The following is a 15,780-nucleotide window of genomic DNA, read 5'->3' as shown; positions in this document are numbered from 1 at the left end:
GGTGCAGGCGTGACGGCAAGGCGCCCACCGGCGTCCCGTTAGGGATGGCGCTGCAAAGATTCCAGCACCCGAAGAGGTGCCTCCCCAACCAATGCCTACAACCGTGAGTGTGCTATGGAACCCGGAAACGCCCAACTGTCGATGACGGTATTGATGACCCCTGATATGGCCAACTTCTCTGGCAATGTCCACGGGGGCACCCTGCTCAAGTACCTCGACGAAGTGGCCTACGCCTGCGCCAGCCGTTACGCCGGCCGCTATGTGGTGACGTTGTCGGTAGACCAGGTGATTTTTCGCGAACCGATCCATGTCGGCGAGCTGGTGACCTTCCTCGCGTCAGTCAACTACACCGGCAATACGTCGATGGAAGTGGGCATCAAGGTGGTGACCGAGAACATCCGCGAACGCTCGGTGCGCCATACCAACAGTTGCTTCTTCACCATGGTAGCCGTGGACGATCAGCGCAAACCCGCCGCCGTGCCGCCGCTGCAACCGCATAACAGTGAGGACAAACGCCGGTTCGTGCAGGCCCAGCAACGCCGGCAGATTCGCCAGGAGCTGGAAAAGCGTTACCAGGAAATAAAAGCCGACGCGCTATAAACCCCAAGCGGTAAACCCAATCAAAATGTAGGAGGGACTTGCTCCCTCCCACATGGGGTTCTGCGTATTTACAGGCCGATCGGCGTCGCTTCGAAGCGCACGCGCGGATGAGCAATACGATCCTGGGCTCGCACCAATTCCAACTCGTAACTGGCACAGGCCTGGGTTTCCAGCAGCACTTCATGCACCGCCGCGGCGGTGAATTCGAAGGCGGCCAGCAGGCTATCGCCCAGCAGCACCCGCGCCAGGAACAGCCCCGAGGTCAGGTCGCCCACGCCCACTGGCTGGCGGGGGAACGCCAACAGCGGGCGGCGCAGGTGCCAGCTGCCGTCGGCAGTAACCAACAGCATTTCGAAGCCATCCGGCAGCTTGCCCGGATAATCCAAGTGCTTGACCAGCACCGCCTTCGGCCCCCGGGCCAGCAACGCCTTGGCCATGCCCAGGCAGTCGAACAGCGACTGCGGCTTACGACCGGCAAAGCTGTCCAGCTCCAGTTGGTTTGGGCAGAGGAAGTCGGCCATGGCGGCGGCCTCCTCCAGCAGGAAATCGCTGACCTCCTGCGGCACGATGCAGCCTTTTTCCGGGTGCCCCATGACCGGGTCGCACAGGTACAGGGCCTTCGGGTTGATCGCTTTGATCCGCGCCACACCGGTGAGAATGGCGCGGCCCTGATCGGCACTGCCCAGGTAACCGGACAAGATAGCGTCGCAGTTGCCCAACTCACCAATGGCCGCAATGCCTTCCACCAACGCCGGAATCTGCTGCGGCGCCAACACTTCCCCTGCCCACTGTCCATACTGGGTGTGGTTGGAGAACTGCACCGTGTTCAGCGGCCAGACGTTCACCCCGACGCGCTGCATGGGAAACACGGCGGCGCTGTTTCCGGCGTGGCCAAAGACCACATGAGACTGGATCGCAAGCAGATGAGGTGTGCGTTTCATGCAGGAGATTTCCGTAAAGCCGTTTAAATTCTGGCCGCGCAGTATGCGACTAAACGCAGCCTATACGACAGACCGGCGACACAGTTAAGCTGCTCTCACTTTGTTGGAGTTTTTCGCATGCTGACCTTGGGAAACATCTTCGTGTTGATGCTGCTGGCGACCGGTGCCGCCTGGGTCTGGCACAACCACGGCCTGCGCGAGCGGGCGTTGGAGCGGGTCAAGCAGCATTGCGCCAAACTCGACATCGAGCTGTTGGATGGCGCCGTGGCACTCAAGCGCATCGGCTTTGTGAAAGATGCCAACGGCCGCCGGCGCCTGGCGCGGGTCTACAACTTTGAATTCACGGTGACCGGGGAAACCCGCCATCCGGGAACCATCACCCAGTTCGGCGCCCACAGCGCACAAATCGAACTGGCGCCCTACCCCTTCGAGATCAAGACGCCACTGCCCAGCGCCGAGGTCATCGAGCTGAGCCAATGGCGCCAGGACCACGCCACCAAGCATCGTCACTGACGGCAGGCGGCCAGCGAACGCTGTAGCAGGGCCACGTCCTGGGGTTCGCTGAAGATCAATTCGATGCGTGAGTCGCGCCGCCATTCGCTGGGTTGCCAGGCAATCGGGCTGTTATCCACAGCGTTGGCGGATAGCCAGCCCTCGCCACTGTGGATAACCAGTTTGGCGCGGCGCCAGCCGAGACCGGTCAGCCACTGATGCAGGCGCTGCGGGTCGAATTGCTGGCTCGGGTGCCAGCGCCAGCCGATGCTCCAGCCACCGTCCTGAGCCTGGCTCAGGCAGATCGGCAGCAGGGGGTCGCTCCAGATGGCCGGTATTTGTGCGAGGCCTTTGGGCACCGTGAAGTTATCCACAGTGGCGCCGGCCCGTGCGCTTGAGCCTGGTAAGCGGTTCAGCGGCAATTGCGCCTGGCGGGTCCAATACACCGGGCAATCGGGTAACTGCCGTTCGATGGCCTGACGCTGTGCGGTGTCCAGCGCCTCATCTTTGTTCAAGACCAACAGCCCGGCACTGGCCAGCGCTTCCAGCTGCGCAGGTGGCAAGGGCTTGCCCGCCGCCAGGGCTTGGGCATCCAGTACCAGGACGCAGGGTTGAACCGCCAGCACGTCCTGCCACGGCGGGTCCCGCAGTTGCTTGAGCAATTGCGCCGGGTGGCCCAGGCCCGAAGGCTCGATAAAGACACGGTCAGGCTTGGCCTTACGCAGCAGACGGCCAAGGCCCACCTGGAACGGGGCGCCATTCACACAGCACAGGCAGCCACCGGCAACTTCGCCCAAGGCAATGCCATCGTCATCCTGAGTCAGCAGCGCGGCGTCCAGGCCAATCTGCCCGAACTCGTTGATCAACACCGCCCAGCGCTCGTTGGCCGGACGTTGAGCGAGCAGGTGCTGGATCAGGCTGGTCTTGCCGGCACCCAGGGGCCCGGCAATCACGTGGGTGGGAATGTTCTGCAGCATAAGAGGCATCATTTTGACCGTGTAGAGAGCTTGATCCTACGCGGTTATGCCAGCCAATCCAGCGTCAGGATCAAGCGTCGCTCATCCGCCTTCAAGGCCGGCGAGCGGTGAATCAGGCCATGACCCTCGTTGCCATGCCATTTCGTACCCTTGAGTAGAGCCACCTCACCGCAGAGGATTTGCTCGATGCGGTCAGTGGGTTCAGCATCCGACTGGCCCAACGTGCGACGGTCCATCACCCCCTCGCGCAACCACTGGCTGCCGATGCCGGCATAGGTGGTGATCAGCCGCACAGGCACATGATCAACATGAAAACGCGGGCACATGGCCTTGTCCAACAACCGCAGGCGCACGCCGATGCGCCTGGCGCCCAGCAGGCAGGCAAAGGCGCTGATCAGCCACGACACATCGGCGATAAAGCCCTCATAACCCTCAAGATCGCGGCAACTGGACGCCAGGCCGTGCAGATTTGGCTCGGCGCCTTCGCTGTCCAGCTCGATCACCAGCGATTCAGCCAACGGCTCATTGAGCGCCACCAGCAAGGCGCCGAAGTCGGCGATATGCAGGGGTAATTGGCGCTGCCACAGCGCCAGGTTCACGCCATCCTCAAGGATATCGGACAGCGCCAGCGGGGTTTCACCGCGGGTCTGGCGAATCACGGGGCGCAGGGACATGACCGGCGCCAGCATCAGGCGGCCGCCTCTTCATACCAAGGGCCGAAAGGATCGGCCAGTAAGCGCCAGGCGTCGACGCCCAGGGCCATTTCTTCGTCGGTGAGCAAACAAGCGTCCAACTCGGCACGCATCTGTGCGAAGTCGATGTTCTGCCCGATAAACACCAGTTCCTGGCGGCAGTCGCCCGTGCTCAGTTGCCAGTTGCCCATGATCGCGGCGACGCTTTCTTCATCCTGCGGCCACTGGCTTTTCGGCACAAAGCGCCACCAGCGTCCAGCAAAGCCATGGCGCATCAGGCCACCCGCCTGTGACCAACTGCCAGCGTCCTGGTGCTTGCTGGCCAGCCAGAAAAACCCCTTGGAGCGCAGCAACTTGCCGTTCACCCACGGGCGATCGATAAAGTTGAAGAAGCGTTGCGGATGAAAAGGTCGGCGGGCGCGATAGACAGTGGATGCGATGCCATATTCTTCGGTTTCCGGTACGTGTTCGCCGCGCAATTCCTGCAACCAGCCTGGGGCCTGGGCGGCGCGTTCAAAGTCAAAGCGGCCGGTGTTGAGGATCTTGTTCAGCGGCACTTCGCCCATGACCATCGGGATGATTTCCGCCTGGGCATTCAGGCGTTCGAGGATGGCCATCAGTTCCTCACGTTCGTGGCTGCTGATCAGGTCGATCTTGCTGATCAAAATGACGTCGGCGAACTCGATCTGCTCGATCAGCAAGTCGGTGATGGAGCGTTCGTCTTCTTCTCCCAGGGTTTCGCCACGAGAAGCGAGGCTTTCGGCGGTCTGGTAGTCGAGCAGGAAGTTCATGCCGTCAACCACGGTGACCATCGTGTCCAGGCGCGCGATATCGGCCAGGCTTTGTTCGTTTTCATCACGGAAGGTAAACGTTTCGGCCACGGGCAAGGGTTCGGAGATGCCGGTGGACTCGATCAACAGGTAATCAAACCGCCCTTCTTTGGCGAGTTTTCCGACTTCTTCCAGCAAGTCTTCGCGCAAGGTGCAGCAGATGCAGCCGTTGCTCATTTCCACCAGTTTTTCTTCGGAACGATTAAGGGTGACGTCGCGCTGAACCTCGCTGCCATCAATGTTGATTTCGCTCATGTCGTTGACGATCACCGCAACCCGCAGGTTGTCGCGGTTGCGCAGGACATAGTTGAGCAGCGTGCTTTTACCGGCGCCGAGAAAGCCGGACAACACGGTAACTGGGAGACGATTGGGCATCAGGTAGTCCTCATCAGGGTTGGCCGGTCAAATCGCCCGTTTATGGCGTTCGCGCAGCTCTTCGCGTTCTTTGGCTTCGATACACAGGGTGGCGGTGGGGCGTAGCAACAGGCGTTGCAGGCCAATGGGTTCGCCCGTTTCGCGGCACCAGCCGTATTCGCCGCGGGCCAGCCGTTCCAGGGCGTCATCGATCTTGTCCAACAGCTTCTTTTCCCGCTCCAGCAGGCGCAGTTGCCATTGGCGCTGTTCTTCGGCGCTGCCCACATCGGCAGGGTCGCTGTTGGGTTCCTGTTCGCGCAGCACCAGGAACTCAGCGTCGATTCGAGCTTGCAGCTCGTTGCGCTGGGCCAGGAGCAGCGTGCGGAAGAAGCCTTGCTGGGCTTCGTTCATGTAGTCGGCGGGCGGTTGGGCCAGGAGGTCTTGTTCGGTCATGGGAACGGTTCACGGGTCAGGCTGTTCTTTTATGTTATATTATAACAACACAAATAAGCCAATCCCCCTTGCTCGTCACGACGAAGGGCGCAATGCTTGATCATCTTCCTGCCCCGAGACCCCCTATGAAATACCTGGTGTGCGGCCTGTTATTGGCAGCAGCAGGATCTGCCTGCGCCCAAGTACCGAGCCTGTTGGCCAACTGCACGCGCAGCGCCAACCTGCTGGCGTGTGTGGACTCGCAAGGCAATGCCTACAGCGTGGCGACGGCCGGCAGTACCACGTATTTGCGCGGTTTCGAAGTCATCGGCAAACGCTATTGGGCCCAGACCAATAGCCGCTATGGGCAACTGACGTTCTTTACCGGGTTGGCGTCGGACGGTGAAGCGTGGGTCGGCTACACACGGCGCGTGGGCTGGACCACCCTCAACCGGTTTTCCAGTTCCGGTGGCGCCAGCGCCAAGTTCACCTGCAGCCGGATAACCGGCTGTTAGACCTGGCCGTTTTTCTGCTCCTGCAGCCAGGCCACGTAGCTGTTCATCGGCGGGTTCTTCTGGAAGTATTTTTTCAACCCTTCGAACAAGCCATCGGCTACCGCCTGTTGATGACGCGCGGTGACCAGGCGCGCACTGTCCCGCGCATTGGAGATAAACCCGGTTTCCACCAGGATCGACGGCACATCCGGTGACTTGAGCACCGCAAACCCGGCCTGTTCCACGCGTTTCTGATGCAACGAGGTGATGCCCTCCAGGCTGCCGAGGATCGAGCTGCCCAATTGCAGGCTGGAGGCGATGGTGGCGTTCATCGACATATCGAGAATCACCCCGGCCAGCATCGGGTCCTTGTCCTTGAGGTTCAGCAGACTGGTGGCGCCCAGCAGATCGGCGCCGTTTTCCCGTTGTGCCATGAACCGCGCAGTGGCCGAGGTAGCCCCCCCTTCGGACAAGGCATACACCGACGCCCCCGAGGCGGTGATCCGCGGTGCCGCATCTGCGTGTACCGAGATAAACATGTCGGCGTTGTACTTGTGGGCAATCTCCACGCGCTTGCGCAGCGGCACGAAGAAGTCGTCGTTGCGCACCAGTTTCACGTCAAAGCCCCTCTCGCGTTTCAAGCGCTTGGCCAGCAATTGCGCGATCGACAACACCACGTCTTTTTCGCGCTGGCCCTTGGAGCCGACCGCGCCGGGGTCCTTGCCGCCGTGGCCCGGGTCGACTACCACAATGATGTCGCGCTTGGGATGCGCCTTGTCGATCGGAGCGACCAAGGGCGCCGGTTCAGCGGCGATCTGGCGTGGCGCGTGGGTGGCGCTGGTCAGGTCCAGTACCAGGCGATGACCTTGGCCATCCTGAGGCGGTAGTAGAAAACTGTTGAGCTGCATCGGCGCAGCCAGGTCGAGCACGATCCGCGTATCGCCTTTGCCGAAATGCCCCGAGCGAATCGAGGTGATCCCACTGTTTTTCAAGGCCAGTTGAGAAAAGTCACCACTGAGGCCGGCACCGCTCAGGTCGATGATCACCCGTTCGGGTGCAGCCAGGGAGAAAGTCTTGTACTGCACCGGGCCGCTCAGGTCGAACACCAGCCGCAGTTTGTCGTCCGAGCGCCACAGGCGGGCATTGCGAATCTGCGTGGCCGATGCGGCGAACGGCAAGGTGAACAGCGGGCTGACCAGGAGCAGGTTGAGGAGCTGACGTCTGTGCATGACATATACCGCAAATAAAGGAGCGTCCCTGCTCGACATGACTGAACAAAGGCTGGAGCAGAAAATTCATCGTCGACTCAATAGTTATAATATAACATGTCTTTTTATTTCCAACGATGGACCTGCTTATGAATGCGCTGACTCTGCCGGATATCGCCGCGCAAGCATCACGCCAAGCCTTGCCCCTCGACTGGGTCGGCATGTGCGGCATCGCCCTGCCCATCTTGATCGATGGCCAGCGTCTGACGGCCAAAGCCGATGCCGGCGTCAGCCTCGACGACGGCACCGCCCGTGGCATTCATATGTCACGCCTGTACCTGGCGCTGGAAATGCTCGGCCAACAGCCCCTGACGCCGACACTTCTGCGTAATGTACTGCAGCATTTTCTTGCCAGTCATGAAGGTTTATCTAAGAACGCCTACCTGCGTATCCATACCGATTTGCTCCTGAATCGTCCGGCCCTGGTCAGCCCACTGGCCGGCTGGAAGGCCTACCCGGTGAGCATCGAGGCGCACCTGGAAAACCAGATGTTCCACGTGGAACTAAAAATTGACGTTACTTATTCCTCAACCTGCCCCTGCTCTGCTGCCCTCGCCAGGCAGTTGATTCAGCAGCAATTTGTCGATGACTTCGCCAACACACCGTTGCGACATGAAGACGTGCTGACCTGGCTCGGCAGCGCCAATGGCATTGTGGCCACGCCCCACAGCCAGCGCAGCAGCGCACAGCTGCGCGTCCACCTGCAAGGCGAGCATCTGGCGCTGACCGAGTTGATCAACGACGCAGAAGCCGCCCTTGGCACTGCCGTGCAAACCGCCGTAAAGCGTGCAGACGAACAAGCCTTCGCCCTGGCCAATGGGCAGAACCTGATGTTCTGCGAAGACGCCGCCCGCCGCCTGAACCTCGCCTTGAAACGCTCGGATGCCGTCAAAGCCTTCCACCTCAAAGTGATCCACGCCGAAAGCCTGCACGCGCACGATGCCGTGGCTGAAAGCCGCTGGACGAGACCCTCTGCATGATCACCTGTACCGCTTTACGCTGGGGTGCCCCTGGGCAACCGCTGACCCCCGCCGTGGATTTCACCCTGGAAAAAGGCAGCCTCACCGGTGTGATCGGCGCCAACGGCACCGGCAAAAGCAGCCTGCTGAAGGTTATCGCCGGGCTGCAAAAGCCATTGGCGGGCAAAGTCACCGTGAATGTGCCACGGCGAGGCGGCCTGTCGTTCCTGCCCCAGCAGCAGCACCTCGACCGCCAGTTCCCCATCAGCCTGCAAGAGTTGGTGGCCGCCGGCTTTTGGGGCACCCAACTCACCCCGCAACAACGCAGCCAACGCCTGCAAGCGGTGCTGGAGGATTGGTGCCTCAGTGGCCTGGAACATCGCCCGTTGATGGCCTTGTCTGGCGGCGAACTGCAACGTGCCCTGCTCGCCCGCATGAGCCTGGCCGAGGCGTCGGTGCTGTTGCTCGACGAACCCCACGCCGCCCTCGATGAAGATGGCCAGGCCTTGTGCTGGAAACATATCCACGCCTGGCATGCCCAAGGTCGCACGCTGGTAGTGGTGTGCCATGACCTGGCCGCCGTGCGTGAACATACCCAGCAAGTGGTGCAGATCAAAAGCACCGGCTGCGTCGTCGGCCCCAGTCAAGAACTGATCCGTCCACACCCTCGCATGCAGGTGGCCTGATGCACTTCGCCTCCCATCTGTGGATGCCCTTTGCTGACTTCGTCTTCATGCGTCGCGCCCTGATCGGAGGCCTGGTCCTCGCCTGCAGCACCGCGCCGCTGGGCGTGTTCCTGATCCTGCGGCGCATGAGCCTGATTGGTGACGCCGTCGCCCACGGCATCCTGCCCGGTGCAGCCCTGGGCTTCTGGTTCGCCGGGCTCAGCCTGCCCGCGCTGACCGTCGGTGGCCTGGGTGCCGGCCTGGGCATGGCCGGGCTGGCAGCCTGGATCACTCGCCGCACCGGCCTGCGTGAAGACGCCAGCCTCGCGGCTATCTACCCCATTTCACTGGCCGCCGGCGTGCTGATCCTGGGCATTGCCGGCAAACGCCTGGACCTGCTGCATCTGCTGTTCGGCTCAGCGCTGGCCGTCGACGAGGCCACCCTGACCGGCATGCTCTGGGTCTCCGGGTTCAGCCTGGTGGCCATGGCGCTGATCTACAAGCCGCTGCTGCTGGATACCCTCGACCCGCTGTTCCTGCAAACCGTCAGCCGCCTGGGCCCGCTGGCCCACGGTTTGTTCCTGACCCTGGTGGTGTTGAACCTGGTCATCGGTTTCCAGGCCATCGGCGCGTTGATGGTAGTGGGCTTGATGATGTTACCGGCCATCGCGTCACGGTTCTGGAGCCGGCGCCTGCCGGTGTTGATCGCGATATCGGCGGTGCTGGGATGCCTGTCGGTATGGCTGGGTTTGTTGCTGTCGTTCTACTACTCACTGCCCAGCGGCCCGGCGATTGTGCTGGTGGCTGGCGGCGGGTACCTGCTGTCCGTGGTCTTCGGTCCGGTGCACGGCTTGCTGCGCCGCCCCCCCTTGCTGTCATCCCAATGAGGTGTCTCCCGATGCGCGCTTTACTCGTGCTGTTCAGTCTCGTCCTGTCGTTATCGACGGCCCAGGCCGCCGACAAACTCCAAGTGGTTACCAGCTTCAGTATCCTCGATGACATCACCCACCAGATTGGTGGTGATCACATCCAGATCAGCAATATGGTCGGCCCCGACGCGGACGCCCATACCTACGAGCCCACCCCGGACGACGCCAAGGCGTTGCTCAAGGCCAGGCTGATCATCAAGAACGGCCTCGGTTTTGAACCCTGGCTGGACCGCCTGGTCACCAGCACCGAAACCAAGGCCACAGTGGTCACCGCCAGCAAAGGTGTGATCTCCCACACCATGGAGGAGGACGGCGAAACCATCCCCGATCCGCACGCCTGGCACAACCTGGCCAACGCCGAAATCTACGTGAACAACATCACCAAGGCGCTGGTGGCCGCTGACCCGGCCAACAAGGCCGACTACCTGCACAACAGCCAAGCCTACCTGAAAGAAATCTACCGCCTGCTCGCCGAAGCCAAGACCAAATTCGGCGCACTGCCACCGGGCAACCGTCGCATCGTGACCTCTCATGACGCCTTCGGCTACCTGGGCCAGGCCTATGGCATCCAGTTCCTGGCGCCTCAGGGCCTGTCCACCGAACGTGAGCCTTCGGCCGCCGAAGTCGCTGCGCTGATCACCCAGATCCGTAAAGACAAGGTCAAAGCCGTGTTCATGGAAAACATCAAGGACTCACGCCTGCTCAAGCAGATCGCCGACGAAAGCGGCGCGCAGATCGGCGGCACGCTTTACTCCGACGCTCTTGCAGCAGAAGGCCCGGCCAGCACCTTTACCGGGCTGTTCGAATACAACCTCAATACCTTATGCGCCGCGTTGGGTAAGCCATGATTCGCAAGAACCCTTCCGGTGATCTGCCGGTGATCGCCGAATCGGCCTACGTCGACAAGACGGCGATCATCTGCGGCAAGGTCATCATTGGCGAGAACGTCTTCGTCGGCCCCTACGCCGTAATCCGCGCCGATGAAGTCAACGCCAGCGGCGCCATGGACCCTATCACCATCGGCGCCAACTCCAATATCCAGGACGGCGTGGTGATCCACTCCAAATCGGGCGCGGCGGTGACCGTCGGCGAGTTCACCTCCATCGCCCACCGCTCCATCGTCCATGGCCCCTGCAGCGTCGGCGACCGTGTCTTCATCGGCTTCAACAGCGTGCTGTTCAACTGCACCGTCGGCGACGGCTGCGTGGTGCGTCATAACTCGGTGGTCGACGGCCGCGACTTGCCCACCGCGTTCTACGTGCCCTCCACTACCCGCATCGGGCCGAACACTGACCTTTCGCAGTTCCCGCCGGTCAGTGTCAGCGCCTCGGAGTTTTCCGAAGACGTGGCACGCACCAACGTCGACTTGGTCCGCGGTTACAAAGCCCTGCAAAACGAGTTCTGAACCATGAGCCGCCTGCTGATCCGTAACGCCCGCCTGGTCAACGAAGGCCAGGTATTTGACGCTGATGTACTGGTCGCCAACGGCCGCATCGAGAAAATCGCCAGCAGTATCGAGGACTGTAATGCGCCCCTGGCGATCGACGCAGAGGGCCAATGGCTGCTGCCAGGGATGATCGATGACCAGGTGCACTTTCGCGACCCTGGCGCACCCGACAAAGGCAGTCTCTACAGCGAATCCCGGGCGGCTGTAGCCGGTGGCATCACCAGTTTCATGGACATGCCCAACACCCAGCCGGCCACGCTGACCCTGCAAGCCCTGGCCGAAAAAAAGCGCCGCGCCGGCCTGCATTCAGTCGCCAACTACGGTTTTCACTTTGGCGTCAGCAACGACAATCTCGACATCGTCGCCGCGCTCGATCCCCGCGAAGTGGCTGGGGTCAAAGTGTTCATGGGGGCCTCCACCGGCAATATGTTGGTAGACGACCCCCGGATTCTGGAGCGGCTGTTTGCAGAAGTGCCGACCATCCTGCTGGCCCACTGCGAACACACGCCGAGCATCCTGGCCAACGAGCGGCGCCTGCGCGAGCGTTTCGGGGACAAGATCCCCGCCGTCGCCCACTCGCTGATCCGGGACGCCGAGGCCTGTTATCGCTCCTCCTCTTTGGCCGTGGAGTTGGCCAGGCACCACGGCACACGCCTGCATGTGCTGCACCTGACCAGCGCACGCGAATTGGCCTTGTTCGAGGACAAACCCCTGGCGCAAAAACGTATTACCGCTGAAGTCTGCGTGCACCACCTGCTGTTCGACGACCGCGACTATCACCGCCTGGGCCATCAGATCAAATGCAACCCGGCGATCAAGACCCACGCCGACCGCGACGCCCTGCGCCAAGCCTTGCTCAGTCATCGTCTGGATGTGATTGGCACTGACCATGCGCCGCATACCTGGGCGCAAAAACAGCTGGGGTATTGTGAAGCGCCATCGGGCTTGCCGCTGGTGCAACATGCGTTGCCGGCGCTGCTGGAGTTGGTGGCCGACGGGCTGCTGCCCTTGACCACCCTGGTGGCGAAGACCAGCCATCGGGTCGCCGACCTGTTCGCCATCCCGGATCGGGGTTATCTACGCGAAGGCTATTGGGCCGACCTGGTGCTGATCAAACCAGAGCCGGCGGGCAAGCCCGTCAGCAGCCAGCCGATCCTGGCTCGCTGCGGCTGGACACCCTTCGCCGAGCGCAGCTTCCGCCACAGCGTCAGCACCACGCTGGTCTCCGGCCACCTGGCCTGGCACAACGGCAAGGTGGTCGACAGTTGCCAGGGTTTACCGTTGCAGTTCCTGCGTTAAGCGCGAGGCTTGACCGTACCGCAATTGCTGCCCAGCCACTGGGCATGGCTGTCCAGGCTACCCTTCTGTTGAATGCCAGTGGCATTGAAGGTGCCGTTGACGGTGGTGGTGAATTCCTTCTGGCTCTGGAAGGTGGCAACCCCCGTGCCCTGGGCTTTGGGGCAACTGAAACGGAATTTCCACTGGTTACCGGTCTTGTCGGTGACTTCCTGTTTGCAGCCCGATTGCGGGTCGGTCAGGGGGATCGTGTCAGAGGCAACCTGGGCGGGCGTGAGGCACACCTGCACGCCTTTGCCGGCCATGGTGACGCCCTGCTTTTCCAACATGGCGCGCTGTTCGGGGGTCATCTGTTGCTTGAGCTGACCCAGTATCAGCGACAGGTCCGGCAGGTCCTGGTTATCGACTTTCATATTGCTGGTGGTCAATTCCCACAAGCCCGGCGCCAGCATCTGCGCCTGCGCTGCCACCGGCAACGACAAACCAACAACCATGGCCAAACCAAGCAGACGAGCATTCATCGGGTAACTCCTGGGCAATTGTTGGCGTTAGACGCCGTAAACGTGCCAGTGTTGCACGACAAATAAAATAGCGACATTCGTGGCCGAACATGGTCTGTTACGCATTGGATTGTCTGGAGTCATGTCGTCCATGGATTTTTTTGGCCCGCACCTGCTCGCCTACTTCATCGCCACGCTGCACTTTCTCGGGACCCTCGCCGCGATCCATGCGGTGCTGACCGTCAGGACCGCCCAAGGCTCGATCGCCTGGGCCTTGTCGCTGATGTTCATGCCCTACCTGACCCTGATCCCCTACCTGATTTTCGGCCGCAGCACCTTCGACGCCTACATCCAGGCGCGGCGCCAGGCCAACCAGGAAATGCACACTGCTATCACCGAACTGAACTGGCGCCCGTGGGTCGAGGAAGCCTTGGCCGCGCGCAACTCCAGCGCCTACGCCTCCCTGCGCGCCATGCCCAAGCTGGGGCGCATGCCATGCCTGGCAAACAATGAAGTGCGTTTGCTGATTAATGGCGACGCCACCTTCAGTGCGATCTTCGACGCCATTCGCAACGCCAATACTGCCGTGCTGTTTCAGTTCTTCATCATTCATGACGATGAACTCGGCCGCCAACTGCACGCCTTATTGAAGGAAAAGGTCGCGCAAGGCGTAGGCATCTACGTGCTCTATGACCGAATCGGCAGCCATGCCCTGCCCCATCGCTACGTGCAATCGCTACGCGACGCCGGGGTGCAGGTCAAGGCGTTCGCCACCCGTAGCGGCTGGCTCAATCGCTTCCAGGTCAACTTCCGCAACCACCGCAAGATCGTAGTGGTGGATGGCATCACCGGCTTTGTTGGTGGGCACAACGTCGGTGACGAATACCTGGGCAAAAAACCGCCGCTGGCTCCGTGGCGCGATACCCATGTGCAAGTCACCGGCCCGGTGGTGGCCTGCCTGCAGGAGTCGTTCGCTGAAGACTGGTTCTGGGCCGCACGAGAACTGCCGCCGTTGATCCTGCCGGACACCTACCCCGACGACGGTGTGCTCTGCCAATTGCTCGCCAGCGGCCCGGCAGACCCGTATGAAACCTGCTCGCTGTTTTTTGTCGAGGCCATCCACGCGGCGACCGAGCGTGTGTGGATCACCAGCCCGTATTTCATTCCCGACGAAGCGGTGTTTGCCGCCCTGCGCCTGGCGGTCCTGCGCGGGGTGGACGTACGCCTGCTGCTGCCATCCAGGCCCGACCACCGAATCGTGTATGCCGCGTCCAGCCTCTACGCCATCGAAGCCGTACGCGCCGGGGTGCGGGTATTCCGCTATACGCCAGGTTTTCTGCATCAGAAGGTGGTGTTGGTGGACAGCGAAATCAGCGCCATCGGCAGTGCGAATATGGACAACCGTTCCTTCCGGCTGAATTTCGAAGTGATGTTACTGACCGTCGACGAAGCCTTCGCCAAGGAAGTGGAGCACATGTTGCTGGACGACTTTGCCCTGGCGCATGAAGTCAGCCAAGAGGAAAGCCGCGAAACCCGCCGCCTGCAACACCTGGGCATGCGGATCGCGCGCTTGATCTCACCGATTCTCTAACAGCCAACGCAGTAGAAAAAAGGTGGGAGGGGCACCGCCCCTCCCACCTTTAGTTCTTTAGTGCTTTCGTCATCGTGATCAGCGGTAGATATCTTCCCGCGTCCACGGCAGTTCATGGCTGCCATCCGCGTGAGGTTTCACCGCCAGGATCTGGTGCAAGTTGATCCAGCCCCGTGCAAACGCATACGCGCACCCCGCCAGGTACAACCGCCAAATACGCAACGCTTGCTCCGGCACCATCTTCGCCGCCGCTTCCAGGTTATCCTCCAGGCGTTCGCTCCAATGGTCCAGGGTGCGGGCGTAGTGCAGGCGCAGGCTTTCCACATCAACCACTTCCAGACCGGCTTCGCTGATCTCTGCGGTCATCATCGCCAGGTGCGGCAGTTCGCCGTTGGGAAATACGTAGCGCTCGATAAAATCCCCGGCGCCACGGCCTACGGGACGACCATCGGTATGTTTGGCGGTAATGCCGTGGTTCATCACCAGGCCGCCTTCACGCACCGCGCCAAACAGGGTCTTGCAGTATTGCGCCAGGTTGGCGTGGCCGACGTGCTCGAACATGCCCACGCTGACCACTTTGTCGAAACGGCCGTCCTGGGGCAGGTCACGGTAGTCGAGCAACTGCAGGTCGACCTGACCTTCCAGGCCCTCGGCTTTTACCCGCTCTTTAGCCAAGGCCAGTTGGGCCTTGCTCAGGGTGATACCAAACACCTTGGCCCCGAACTCCCGCGCCGCATAACGCGCCAGCCCGCCCCAACCACAGCCGACGTCGAGCAGATAGTCCCCCGGCTGCAACCGCAGCTTGCGGCACAGATGGCGAAATTTGTCTTGTTGGGCCTGGTCGATGGATTCGCTGCCGGTTTCGAAATATGCGCAAGAATAGGCCATGTCCTGGTCCAACCAAAGCTGGTAGAACTCGTTGGACAGGTCGTAATGGTAGGAAATCGCCGCTGCGTCAGTGGCCTTGTCGTGGATCGAGCGCACCGGACGATTCCCTGCGTCGTCATCGACCAAGGCGTGACTCAATTCGTCACAAACCCGGATCACTTCGGTGATGGAGCCTTCCAGCTCCAATTTGCCCTCGACGAAGGCCTCGCCCAGTGAGTCGAGCGTTGGATGGCTAAGCTTGGACACAACCGTGGGGTCCTTCACCACGATGGTCACACTGGGCTCAGGGCCCAAGTTGAATTCATGGCCATCCCAGAGTCGAAGACGCAGCGGTAGCTGAAGATTCTGTAAGGCCGGTGGAAGTTGCGCGAGCATGAGTAGTCCCCCCTTGTTTCAGACGTCTGGAATGAGGGTAGACCATCCGA

The 15,780-nt window shown here is 61.4% G+C and carries 18 protein-coding genes; 10 read left to right on the top strand and 8 right to left on the bottom strand.

The window, feature by feature from the left end:
- Positions 1 to 114: 114 nt before the first annotated feature.
- A complete protein-coding gene (locus ACODSV_RS00210) occupies positions 115 to 600 on the top strand; it encodes an acyl-CoA thioesterase (RefSeq protein WP_003177014.1) in 486 nt (161 codons plus the stop codon).
- 68 nt (positions 601 to 668) lie between these two features.
- Here the strand turns inward: ACODSV_RS00210 and pdxY are convergent, their stop codons facing one another.
- Positions 669 to 1,541: a pyridoxal kinase PdxY gene (pdxY, locus tag ACODSV_RS00205; RefSeq protein ID WP_024078189.1), complete on the bottom strand. Its 873-nt coding sequence runs from the start codon at positions 1,539 to 1,541 to the stop codon at positions 669 to 671.
- A 117-nt stretch (positions 1,542 to 1,658) separates the two neighbouring features.
- On the opposite strand from pdxY, the gene ACODSV_RS00200 reads away from it, so the two are divergent.
- Positions 1,659 to 2,054, top strand: coding sequence for a DUF3301 domain-containing protein (locus ACODSV_RS00200; RefSeq protein ID WP_024078190.1), 396 nt, complete (start codon positions 1,659 to 1,661; stop codon positions 2,052 to 2,054).
- On the opposite strand, the gene ACODSV_RS00195 is transcribed toward ACODSV_RS00200, so the two are convergent.
- Genes ACODSV_RS00195 through dksA form a run of 4 tightly spaced genes read right to left on the bottom strand, consistent with a single transcriptional unit; the run spans position 2,048 to position 5,339 of the window.
- On the bottom strand, positions 2,048 to 3,010 hold the full coding sequence (locus ACODSV_RS00195; RefSeq protein ID WP_150054438.1) for a CobW family GTP-binding protein: 963 nt from the start codon (positions 3,008 to 3,010) through the stop codon (positions 2,048 to 2,050). The two genes, ACODSV_RS00200 and ACODSV_RS00195, sit on opposite strands and share 7 nt — an antisense overlap.
- Before the next feature lie 44 nt (positions 3,011 to 3,054).
- On the bottom strand, positions 3,055 to 3,699 hold the full coding sequence (locus tag ACODSV_RS00190; RefSeq protein ID WP_150054439.1) for a DUF1826 domain-containing protein: 645 nt from the start codon (positions 3,697 to 3,699) through the stop codon (positions 3,055 to 3,057).
- Positions 3,699 to 4,907 (bottom strand): zinc metallochaperone GTPase ZigA, encoded by a 1,209-nt coding sequence (zigA, locus tag ACODSV_RS00185; protein ID WP_150054440.1) that lies wholly within the window; start codon positions 4,905 to 4,907, stop codon positions 3,699 to 3,701. The genes ACODSV_RS00190 and zigA overlap by 1 nt, the downstream gene beginning before the upstream one ends.
- Before the next feature lie 27 nt (positions 4,908 to 4,934).
- Positions 4,935 to 5,339, bottom strand: a complete 405-nt coding sequence (gene dksA / locus ACODSV_RS00180) for an RNA polymerase-binding protein DksA (protein ID WP_024078194.1) — start codon at positions 5,337 to 5,339, stop codon at positions 4,935 to 4,937.
- Positions 5,340 to 5,464: 125 nt separating this feature from the next.
- On the opposite strand from dksA, the gene ACODSV_RS00175 reads away from it, so the two are divergent.
- Entirely contained in the window at positions 5,465 to 5,833 is a 369-nt protein-coding gene (locus ACODSV_RS00175; protein WP_150054441.1) for a glutamine synthetase, read from the top strand.
- On the opposite strand, the gene ACODSV_RS00170 is transcribed toward ACODSV_RS00175, so the two are convergent.
- Entirely contained in the window at positions 5,830 to 7,041 is a 1,212-nt protein-coding gene (locus tag ACODSV_RS00170) for an N-acetylmuramoyl-L-alanine amidase (RefSeq protein ID WP_024078196.1), read from the bottom strand. The two genes, ACODSV_RS00175 and ACODSV_RS00170, sit on opposite strands and share 4 nt — an antisense overlap.
- A 128-nt stretch (positions 7,042 to 7,169) precedes the next feature.
- On the opposite strand from ACODSV_RS00170, the gene folE2 reads away from it, so the two are divergent.
- Genes folE2 through ACODSV_RS00140 form a run of 6 tightly spaced genes read left to right on the top strand, consistent with a single transcriptional unit; the run spans position 7,170 to position 12,379 of the window.
- On the top strand, positions 7,170 to 8,060 hold the full coding sequence (folE2, locus tag ACODSV_RS00165) for a GTP cyclohydrolase FolE2 (protein ID WP_024078197.1): 891 nt from the start codon (positions 7,170 to 7,172) through the stop codon (positions 8,058 to 8,060).
- The gene (locus tag ACODSV_RS00160; RefSeq protein WP_069077323.1) at positions 8,057 to 8,725 is read left to right on the top strand and encodes a metal ABC transporter ATP-binding protein; all 669 of its coding nucleotides are present in this window, start codon (positions 8,057 to 8,059) and stop codon (positions 8,723 to 8,725) included. The genes folE2 and ACODSV_RS00160 overlap by 4 nt, the downstream gene beginning before the upstream one ends.
- Positions 8,725 to 9,591, top strand: coding sequence for a metal ABC transporter permease (locus ACODSV_RS00155; RefSeq protein WP_102623577.1), 867 nt, complete (start codon positions 8,725 to 8,727; stop codon positions 9,589 to 9,591). Before ACODSV_RS00160 ends, ACODSV_RS00155 begins: the two co-directional genes overlap by 1 nt.
- 11 nt (positions 9,592 to 9,602) lie before the next feature.
- The gene (locus ACODSV_RS00150; protein ID WP_102623576.1) at positions 9,603 to 10,481 is read left to right on the top strand and encodes a metal ABC transporter substrate-binding protein; all 879 of its coding nucleotides are present in this window, start codon (positions 9,603 to 9,605) and stop codon (positions 10,479 to 10,481) included.
- On the top strand, positions 10,478 to 11,038 hold the full coding sequence (locus ACODSV_RS00145) for a gamma carbonic anhydrase family protein (protein ID WP_150054442.1): 561 nt from the start codon (positions 10,478 to 10,480) through the stop codon (positions 11,036 to 11,038). Before ACODSV_RS00150 ends, ACODSV_RS00145 begins: the two co-directional genes overlap by 4 nt.
- A 3-nt stretch (positions 11,039 to 11,041) precedes the next feature.
- A complete protein-coding gene (locus ACODSV_RS00140) occupies positions 11,042 to 12,379 on the top strand; it encodes a dihydroorotase (RefSeq protein ID WP_150054443.1) in 1,338 nt (445 codons plus the stop codon).
- On the opposite strand, the gene ACODSV_RS00135 is transcribed toward ACODSV_RS00140, so the two are convergent.
- The gene (locus ACODSV_RS00135) at positions 12,376 to 12,897 is read right to left on the bottom strand and encodes a DUF3617 domain-containing protein (protein ID WP_024078203.1); all 522 of its coding nucleotides are present in this window, start codon (positions 12,895 to 12,897) and stop codon (positions 12,376 to 12,378) included. The two genes, ACODSV_RS00140 and ACODSV_RS00135, sit on opposite strands and share 4 nt — an antisense overlap.
- Before the next feature lie 130 nt (positions 12,898 to 13,027).
- Here ACODSV_RS00135 and cls point away from each other — a divergent pair, with 130 nt between their 5' ends.
- Positions 13,028 to 14,467 (top strand): cardiolipin synthase, encoded by a 1,440-nt coding sequence (gene cls, locus ACODSV_RS00130; RefSeq protein WP_024078204.1) that lies wholly within the window; start codon positions 13,028 to 13,030, stop codon positions 14,465 to 14,467.
- A 78-nt stretch (positions 14,468 to 14,545) separates the two neighbouring features.
- On the opposite strand, the gene cfaB is transcribed toward cls, so the two are convergent.
- Positions 14,546 to 15,730, bottom strand: coding sequence for a C17 cyclopropane fatty acid synthase CfaB (gene cfaB, locus ACODSV_RS00125; protein WP_024078205.1), 1,185 nt, complete (start codon positions 15,728 to 15,730; stop codon positions 14,546 to 14,548).
- Between the last annotated feature and the right edge of the window lie 50 nt (positions 15,731 to 15,780).

It is taken from the genome of Pseudomonas sp. FG86 (assembly GCF_057808775.1).
Note: the sequence above shows the minus strand (reverse complement) of the source record. Positions and strands in the feature narration are given on the sequence as shown.